Source organism: Bradyrhizobium sp. SHOUNA76, from assembly GCF_023006445.1.
Classification (GTDB): Bacteria; Pseudomonadota; Alphaproteobacteria; order Rhizobiales; family Xanthobacteraceae; genus Bradyrhizobium.
Map to the genome: position 1 here is coordinate 42,058 of NZ_JALBHA010000011.1, position 7,688 is coordinate 49,745.

Consider the following 7,688-nt stretch of genomic DNA (forward strand, 5'->3'; position numbering starts at 1 on the left):
CGATCCAGCGAATGGCGCTTAATGCCGATATGTGCGACTATATGGAATGGTCAAAAAGAAAGGTCGAAGGCCAACGTCGGGAGAAGCAATGGCAACCGCTCTCGACCGTTGGGACGAGGAAGGCGGAGCGCAGGAGCTGGCGTGGCCTTTACCCTATGGAGCCAGCGATTTGCGGGACGTGGAGCGCAGAGTCCTGGAATGCCTGGGTGCCGCCCTTGTCAGCGAATGGAATGATCTGCCTACTGACGTCCAGCGCAGGCTCTTCGAGCAGGCGGCCTCGGGCAAATCGCACGACGCCACCCTGTTGAAGACGCGGATCGCCCGTTTCCTGCACGATCATAAAGACGCTTCGCGTGTGCGGTGACACTAACTTGGCAGAGTCGCTGACCTGTCTTGCAGTATGGGTATCGCGGATCTGATGGCCGGGGAATAAGAGCGACGATGTAGACGCGCGGCCGGTAGGCTGGGCTGAGGTGGTGGCCATCGATTCTTCTTCCGCCCCGTCTTGGCAATGCGGCAGTGCTGCAAGAAGGCGTAAGCAATCATCGTCATAAGAGCGTGACGGTGAAGACCGTGCCAGGACCGTCACTCGAAGTGATGGAAACAGAATTCCTCTTTCAACTGCAGATGCGCTTGCTCGCAGATCCATCGCGCCATGACGTTGCAGCCAACCGCCGCAGGTCTATCTCGGATAGCCTTTCTTCTCTCCGAGTCGCGATGCTCGCCGATCGCCAACTCGCATTGTTTCACTTGGAATCAGCAAGCATCTCGTCCGCCGGCATCGACAACAAATCCGCGATGTGCATCGCCTTGTATTTGGTGACTTCGCAGCCATCTCATGATAGAGAGATAGCTAATCTCGGCACAAAGAGCACTGTAAACGGATTGCTTCACGATAGCGCCGATGCAAAGCTGTCTCTGAAGGATAGCCGATCATGACCATGCGCTCCCGACGCGAAACGGTCACCTTCAAGCATCCCTTCCGAATCAAGGGCATTGACCGCCTGCTGCCTCCGGGTGCCTACGAGGTCATCACCGATGAGGAGATGATCGAAGGATTGTCGTTCGCGTCGTTTCGCCGGGTTGCCACTATGATGACGGTGCCGGCGGCGCCGCCGCGCACTTCAACGATGGAGAGGATTTCCATCAATCCGGTCGATTTGGCTGACGCTCGGTGCATTGATGCCGACGCGCCTCGTGAGTGACGAGCCACTCGATCTCGACAAGCACCGCTGAATGGCTGCACAGGAAGCGACCGACGTCCGGCGTATTCTGGCGCATGTCGAGAACAACGCAAAGCCCCTGCGCGATGGGAAGCTTTCTTAAATCTGATGACGCGGCGTCCAACGACTTTCGCACCATACGGCTGGCCTTCACCGGATCCTTAGCGGCCGCGGTCTTGGCAGCTATTTCGTGATGCTCAGAGCAGAATATCGTTTCAGGACGGTCTTGTACGTCCCCTTGCGGCGGCTTATGTGCTGTTAGCACTCGCTGGCCACGACTGCCATTTCGTCCAAAGCAACAACAACGAGAAAGCAGGAGGACAGCATGAAATTCCGTCCGCTTCACGACCGCGTTGTGGTCAAGCGCATCGAAGCCGAAGATAAGACCACTGGCGGTATCATCATTCCGGACAGCGCCAAGGAAAAGCCCTCGCAGGGCGAGATCGCGGCGGTTGGTCCAGGCGGCCGCGACGAAGCCGGCAAGCTGATCCCGATAGAGCTCCAGGTCGGCGACCGCGTGCTGTTCGGCAAGTGGTCCGGTACTGAGGTCAAGCTCGATGGTCAGGAACTGCTGATCATGAAGGAAAGCGACGTTATGGGCGTTCTCGTCGATCTGCCCGCCGCCAAGAAGAAGGTCGCCTAAGCTCCAGTCAGTTTTCCTTATCCTGAGCCGTCGACGCAGCCGGCGCCTCGCAGGATGAGGCCCGTAAGTTCAAATCCCGCCCCTTAACAGCTCGCCCAGGTGCGCGATCCTTGGGATCTGACCAGTCGAAAACGGAGATCATGATGTCGGCCAAAGAAGTCAAATTCGGCGTAGATGCCCGCGACAGGATGTTGCGTGGTGTCGAAATTCTCAACAATGCGGTCAAGGTCACGCTCGGTCCCAAGGGCCGGAACGTCGTTCTCGACAAGTCGTTCGGTGCCCCCCGCATCACCAAGGACGGCGTCACCGTCGCCAAGGAGATCGAGCTCGAGGACAAGTTCGAGAACATGGGCGCCCAGATGGTGCGCGAAGTCGCCTCCAAGTCCGCTGACGCGGCCGGCGACGGCACCACCACCGCGACTGTACTCGCGGCTGCGATCGTCCGTGAAGGCGCGAAGGCGGTTGCCGCCGGTATGAACCCGATGGACCTGAAGCGCGGTATCGACCTCGCGGTGGAAGCCGTGGTCGCCGACCTCGTGAAGAACTCCAAGAAGGTCACCTCGAACGAGGAGATCGCCCAGGTCGGCACCATCTCGGCCAATGGCGATGCAGAGATCGGTAAGTTCCTCTCCGACGCCATGAAGAAGGTCGGCAACGAGGGTGTCATTACGGTTGAGGAAGCCAAGTCGCTCGAGACCGAACTCGAGGTCGTCGAAGGGATGCAATTCGACCGCGGCTACATCTCCCCCTACTTCGTCACCAACGCCGACAAGATGCGCGTCGAAATGGAAGATGCCTACGTTCTCATCAATGAGAAGAAACTGTCTCACTTGAATGAATTGCTTCCGCTGCTGGAAGCCGTGGTCCAGAGTGGCAAGCCGCTTGTGATTATCGCGGAAGACGTCGAAGGCGAAGCGCTTGCGACCCTGGTCGTGAACCGTCTGCGCGGCGGTCTGAAGGTCGCGGCCGTGAAGGCGCCGGGCTTCGGTGATCGCCGCAAGGCCATGCTGCAGGACATCGCGATCCTGACCGGCGGCCAGGCGATCTCGGAAGATCTGGGCATCAAGCTCGAGAATGTCACGCTCAACATGCTCGGTCGCGCCAAGAAGGTGATGATCGACAAGGAGAACACCACCATCGTCAGCGGCGCGGGCAAGAAGGCCGACATAGAGGCGCGGGTGGCGCAGATCAAGGCGCAGATCGACGAGACCACCTCGGACTATGACCGTGAGAAGCTGCAGGAGCGTCTCGCCAAGCTCGCGGGCGGCGTCGCGGTGATCCGCGTCGGCGGCGCGACCGAGGTCGAGGTGAAGGAGCGCAAGGATCGCGTTGATGACGCGATGCATGCGACCCGCGCGGCCGTCGAGGAAGGCATCCTGCCGGGCGGCGGCGTCGCCCTGCTGCGTGCTTCCGAGCATCTCAAGGGGCTGCGCACCAAGAACGATGACCAGAAGACCGGCGTCGAGATCGTGCGCAAGGCGCTATCCTATCCGGCGCGCCAGATCGCGATCAACGCTGGCGAGGACGGCTCCGTCATCGTCGGCAAGATCCTGGAGAAGGATCAGTATGGCTACGGCTTTGACTCCCAGACCGGCGAGTACAGCAACCTGGTCACCAAGGGCATCATCGACCCGACCAAGGTCGTTCGTGTGGCGATTCAGAACGCGGCTTCTGTTGCGGCGCTCCTGATCACTACCGAAGCCATGGTGGCCGAATTGCCAAAGAAGAACGCCGGCGGTGGCGGCATGCCTCAAGGTGGCGGCATGGGTGGTATGGATTTTTAAGTCCAGCTCGTTTAGAGCTCAACAACAACGAAGGTCCGGCAGAGATGCCGGGCCTTTATTGCAGGAACCGGCAAAAAAGCGGCCGCTGGGAAGCGTCGTGAATTCTCGCCGTTTCACGGAGTTCCGTGAGGACGCAATCTCAAAATCAGCACTTTACATTGCAGCCGGGTGGCGGCTGAGAATTGTTACCAAACCAGTCAGGACGCACCTGGATTTTGGGAAGTGCATAGCTCCGCCCTGGTTGGTCGCTCCTGTGATTACCAGAGACCGAAGACCGCGATCATCTGGGACGCGGGGATCATGAGTAGCAGGCCGGCTACGATCGAGACACCCGGTGCAATAGCGACCACAGCGAGCAGCAGCATGATAGGGCCGAAGGAGCGCTTGTGTAGGCGACCCATCAGCCAGCCCAGAGTAAAGTGATCTGCCGGTGCCTCGTCGTGCAGCCGCTGCAGCAGGACCGAGGCAGGCACACCCCCCATCATCGGCGGGCATTGTCGGCTTGAGCTGGTCGGGGCTCGTTGGGACCCGGTACGCCGGGGAGCGGATATTTTGGGAGGCGCCCGGTCGACGCAGCCGACGCTGCGAGGGTCAGAGCCGACCCAGAAGTAGCAATACGACGAGGATGACCAGGATGGTACCAATGACCCCCATCCCACCGTGGCCATAGCCGTAGCCGTAGCCGCCGAAGCGGCCGCTGAAGCCACCAAGCAGGAAGATGATGAGGAGGAGGATGAGGATAAGTCCGATCGACATTGTCCGACTCCTTTGGTGGGACCTTGCACGCGGCCCCGGATGGAGGGGCCGATGCAGTTGACCGGATCACAAGGGCGCGGCCGCGCCATCGCGATCGAGTGCGCGCTCGAGCGCGCGTTGAGTGGGCATGGTTCTGTGACAGAGGTTGCCACGCCCAAACAGCGTCTCTCGTGCGCTTAATACGGGGAGTAGTATTGGCGGCGATAGGGATACGGGCCGCCGTTGTAGCCTGGCGCATAGTAGCCCGGCGCATAGCCCGGCCCGTAATAGCCACCACCACCGTAGGCTCCATAAGCGGCGGCTCCAGCCGCTGCACCCAGGATGCCAAGACCAATTGCGGCCCCCGGAGCGCCGTAGTAGCCGCGACCGCGGTAGTGGCGTCGGTAGTAGACTTCTGTCACTGCGGACGAAGAAGCCCCTTGTGTCAGAAGAGCCGTGCTCGGCGAGGTCGGAGCTGCCCCCGAAGGCAGCACCGAGCCGAGCGTCGCCGCACCGAAGAGTGCGACCGCAATCGCGTGTTTCATTATCTGCTGGTCCATGGTCGTATCCTCTCGAACTTGGAGCATCTCAAGCGGCAAGTCGATTGCGTGCCGCTGGCCGATAACGAACCTCGACCCAGGGCGCTCGAGGCGCTGGTGGGGGCGGATCCGAGGATTCGTGGTTCTAGCGAACTCGCAGAGCCGCCTCTGTACTCGCGCCGCGACTTAACCGATTACTTGGCGCAAGTTTTGTCTGCCTTCAAAGCCGCTTCTGCCGAGGCCTTTGTCGTGTGAGCGGCGCCGACAACCTTCATGCTGCCGCCGGCAGTAGGCTGGCTCTCGACGATCTGGCACTTCATGGTCGCAGTATCCTGAGCCAGGTAGAACGAGGAGGGCGATTGGCCAACGGTTTTGCCAGTCTCCGCCGCGAATGACGTAGAAGCGAATGCGAGAACAGAGACTGTCGCTAATAGAATTCTTGTCATAGTATCCACCAATTCTCATGCGTCCGGAATCGGACAAAGAATGAACAGGACAAGCCGACAAGAGTTCCAGCTATCGCCGATTTGTTTCTTGCGTGTGGATTCACGTGGATCAGTGACAGCCCTGAAAGTCTGTCGACAGGTTGTGCCAATCGCTCAATTCCATTTTGCCCTAGCGGCGATCCTTTCAGCGGGTGTTGCCGTTAGCGGGAATCAATTGGCTATAGCTGCGCCCCTCGCAAACATTCTCTCAATCACCGATGGATGCCGAGAGCAGGGCGGTTAGAAGTATTGTGCCGCAACGCAGCGCGAGCTCATGGTCAAAATTGCTCATCGGCATCACTCATCGCAATGTCACTCTTTGACCCAAGCCCCACTGACGAGTAGGCGCAATAGGCGATGCCCACCATGAGCAGGAGCCTGAAGGCCCTTCTAGAAACCGTGGGGGCCTTGAAGCTGAACGACTGATCAGAAAGGCTGCCGAAGGTTCAATGCGTCGATCTATGATGTGACAAGAACTTCTACGGACATCCCGGCGAAGGCGCCGATGCTGCCGACGAAGCTGCCGGACACCGGAATCGTCTGCCGGATGTCGCGCGCGACCGCGACCGGGATCAGATTGAAGCCGCCGAGACTGCGATTCGTCGGGTCGAAAGTGATCCAGCCGGCGCCCGGTACGAAGACCTCGGCCCACGCGTGGGTTGATCCCGCATCGCTCGATCCGACGCTCTGTTGCTCTGGATTGTAAAGATAGCTGGAGACGATCCTGGCTCCAAACCCGAGCATGCGTGCTGCTTCGGTGAACAGCACCGCGAAATCCCGGCATGATCCCCAGCCACGATTTAATGTTTCTACCGGCGTTTGGGTACCCTCATCCTCACGGCTCTGGTACCGGACAGCTTCCGAAACGCCGACGCTCAGGTCCTTTAGCAGCGACAGCGTATCAGTCCGACTTCCTCGAACGAACATTTGTGCCCAATTTCGTAGGACCCCCTCCGGGTCCGAGAACTGGGGAATGGTGTTGTCGTTCACCAATAATGTAGTGGACGATAGGGTGACCCCGACGAGGCTGCGCAGGGTTCGTACCCGGAAGTCAGGATTGTTAGTTCAGTCGGCTCCGCGGGTTGCGGTCAGTTGCTGGCGATATCGCTCGGCATCCCAATTCACCAACGCGGCCTCATTGTTCTGAGTTAGGTAGCGCACCTGCGCAGTGAGAGGCAAACGGCAGATCACCAGGGCGAGACAGCTCAGCATCGCCTCGGCGCCGTCGCTTGCATCCTTGCGAATGACGCAACCGAGGCCTGGAATGAGCAGCGCAACCGGATGCGGCAGCCCGTCCGCCCGCACTCGCGATGTCAGGGCGCGAAGATCCTCGCCTCGTTCCAGCACGGGTAAGCCCGGACCGAGGAAGACCACGTGATCCGGATAGAGCGAGCCGCTGGTCGCGATCGCACGGCTGGAGGGGTCGATGGCGATGCTGTGACATTGCGGGTCTCTTGTCAGGCGATACGGCGTGCCCGCGCAGAGCGAGCGCCGCGCCTCTTCATCAGGGCCAATCGTGCTCCGCGGCTCGAGCGCGAGACGAGTCTCGACCTCGTCGACCAGCGCCTCCGCGGCGGCGCAGGTTTCGGCGCCGACCACCAGTCCATGATTGCCGAGGATCAGCACATCGATCCTGTCCTGCGCCAGCGCATTCTGCACGGCCTTCGCCAGCGGCAGTCCCGGATGATGGTAGTCGAGCCAGCGCCAGGCCAGACCATCCAGTCGCCTCGCAAATTCCTCCCGCGCATCGGTCCGCACCGCCCAGGCAATGGTGTTGACCGAATGCACGTGCAGAACCACCGGATGCGGCATCAGCGCGTGCAGCGAAGTCTCGATCGAGGGACGCAGTGTCGTGCCGGCATTGGCGGCGAGGGGCACGCGTACGTCGTCTTGCGCCAGCGCGGTGCGTGCCGCGCCGAGCGGCACCGGCACGAAGATGTCCTTCTGTTCCGCATCCGCAAGCCAGGTCCCGGAGGCTTTCACCCACAGAATGTCATCATGCTTGATCGAGGAATTGCCGCCGGCGCCCTGGACCAGGAGGATGTTGCGGCCGACGCGCGCCGACATGCGACGAAGCTCGTTGAGCAGGGCAGATTGATGTTGCATTGCGCGCCTCTCACCAAGCCAGATGGTGCATCGTCCAGTCCGGCATCGGCACGTCGGCGCCTGCCGAAGGGCGTCGTGCCTGGTCGCGGTGCACGCCGGATCTGAGCAGCAGCGTCAGCATGCCGGCCCTGGCGGCGCCGGCCACGTCATGGTCGAGGCTGTCACCGATCATC

Annotated in this window: 9 protein-coding genes and 2 pseudogenes; 4 read left to right on the forward strand and 7 right to left on the reverse strand. The window is 60.6% G+C overall.

Going from position 1 to position 7,688, the window contains the following annotated elements:
- Positions 1 to 88 precede the first annotated feature (88 nt).
- A complete protein-coding gene (locus MOV74_RS03235) occupies positions 89 to 364 on the forward strand; it encodes a hypothetical protein (RefSeq protein ID WP_246917849.1) in 276 nt (91 codons plus the stop codon).
- Positions 365 to 366: 2 nt separating this feature from the next.
- On the opposite strand, the pseudogene MOV74_RS03240 reads toward MOV74_RS03235, so the two are convergent.
- Positions 367 to 803, reverse strand: a pseudogene (locus tag MOV74_RS03240) (IS701 family transposase); the annotation flags it as partial.
- 132 nt (positions 804 to 935) lie between these two features.
- Between MOV74_RS03240 and MOV74_RS03245 the strand changes: the two are divergent.
- The 3 genes from MOV74_RS03245 to groL all read left to right on the forward strand — a co-directional run bounded on the left by MOV74_RS03245 (position 936) and on the right by groL (position 3,650).
- Positions 936 to 1,205, forward strand: a complete 270-nt coding sequence (locus tag MOV74_RS03245; RefSeq protein ID WP_246917851.1) for a hypothetical protein — start codon at positions 936 to 938, stop codon at positions 1,203 to 1,205.
- A gap of 343 nt (positions 1,206 to 1,548) precedes the next feature.
- Positions 1,549 to 1,866, forward strand: coding sequence for a co-chaperone GroES (locus MOV74_RS03250; RefSeq protein ID WP_246917854.1), 318 nt, complete (start codon positions 1,549 to 1,551; stop codon positions 1,864 to 1,866).
- Positions 1,867 to 2,009: 143 nt separating this feature from the next.
- A complete protein-coding gene (gene groL / locus MOV74_RS03255) occupies positions 2,010 to 3,650 on the forward strand; it encodes a chaperonin GroEL (protein WP_246917855.1) in 1,641 nt (546 codons plus the stop codon).
- 257 nt (positions 3,651 to 3,907) lie between these two features.
- Here groL and MOV74_RS40965 read toward each other — a convergent pair whose 3' ends face one another.
- The 6 genes and pseudogenes from MOV74_RS40965 to MOV74_RS03285 all read right to left on the reverse strand — a co-directional run bounded on the left by MOV74_RS40965 (position 3,908) and on the right by MOV74_RS03285 (position 7,687).
- Positions 3,908 to 4,318: an exopolysaccharide biosynthesis protein gene (locus MOV74_RS40965; RefSeq protein ID WP_309486776.1), complete on the reverse strand. Its 411-nt coding sequence runs from the start codon at positions 4,316 to 4,318 to the stop codon at positions 3,908 to 3,910.
- Positions 4,242 to 4,406, reverse strand: a complete 165-nt coding sequence (locus MOV74_RS03265) for a DUF3309 family protein (protein WP_246917856.1) — start codon at positions 4,404 to 4,406, stop codon at positions 4,242 to 4,244. Before MOV74_RS03265 ends, MOV74_RS40965 begins: the two co-directional genes overlap by 77 nt.
- A gap of 176 nt (positions 4,407 to 4,582) precedes the next feature.
- The gene (locus MOV74_RS03270) at positions 4,583 to 4,945 is read right to left on the reverse strand and encodes a hypothetical protein (protein ID WP_246917857.1); all 363 of its coding nucleotides are present in this window, start codon (positions 4,943 to 4,945) and stop codon (positions 4,583 to 4,585) included.
- Positions 4,946 to 5,868: 923 nt separating this feature from the next.
- Positions 5,869 to 6,384 (reverse strand): annotated as a pseudogene (locus tag MOV74_RS03275) (transglutaminase family protein); the annotation flags it as partial.
- Positions 6,385 to 6,474: 90 nt separating this feature from the next.
- A complete protein-coding gene (locus MOV74_RS03280; protein WP_246917858.1) occupies positions 6,475 to 7,515 on the reverse strand; it encodes a class II aldolase/adducin family protein in 1,041 nt (346 codons plus the stop codon).
- 10 nt (positions 7,516 to 7,525) lie between these two features.
- Entirely contained in the window at positions 7,526 to 7,687 is a 162-nt protein-coding gene (locus MOV74_RS03285; RefSeq protein ID WP_246917868.1) for an HAD hydrolase-like protein, read from the reverse strand.
- Position 7,688 lies beyond the last annotated feature (1 nt).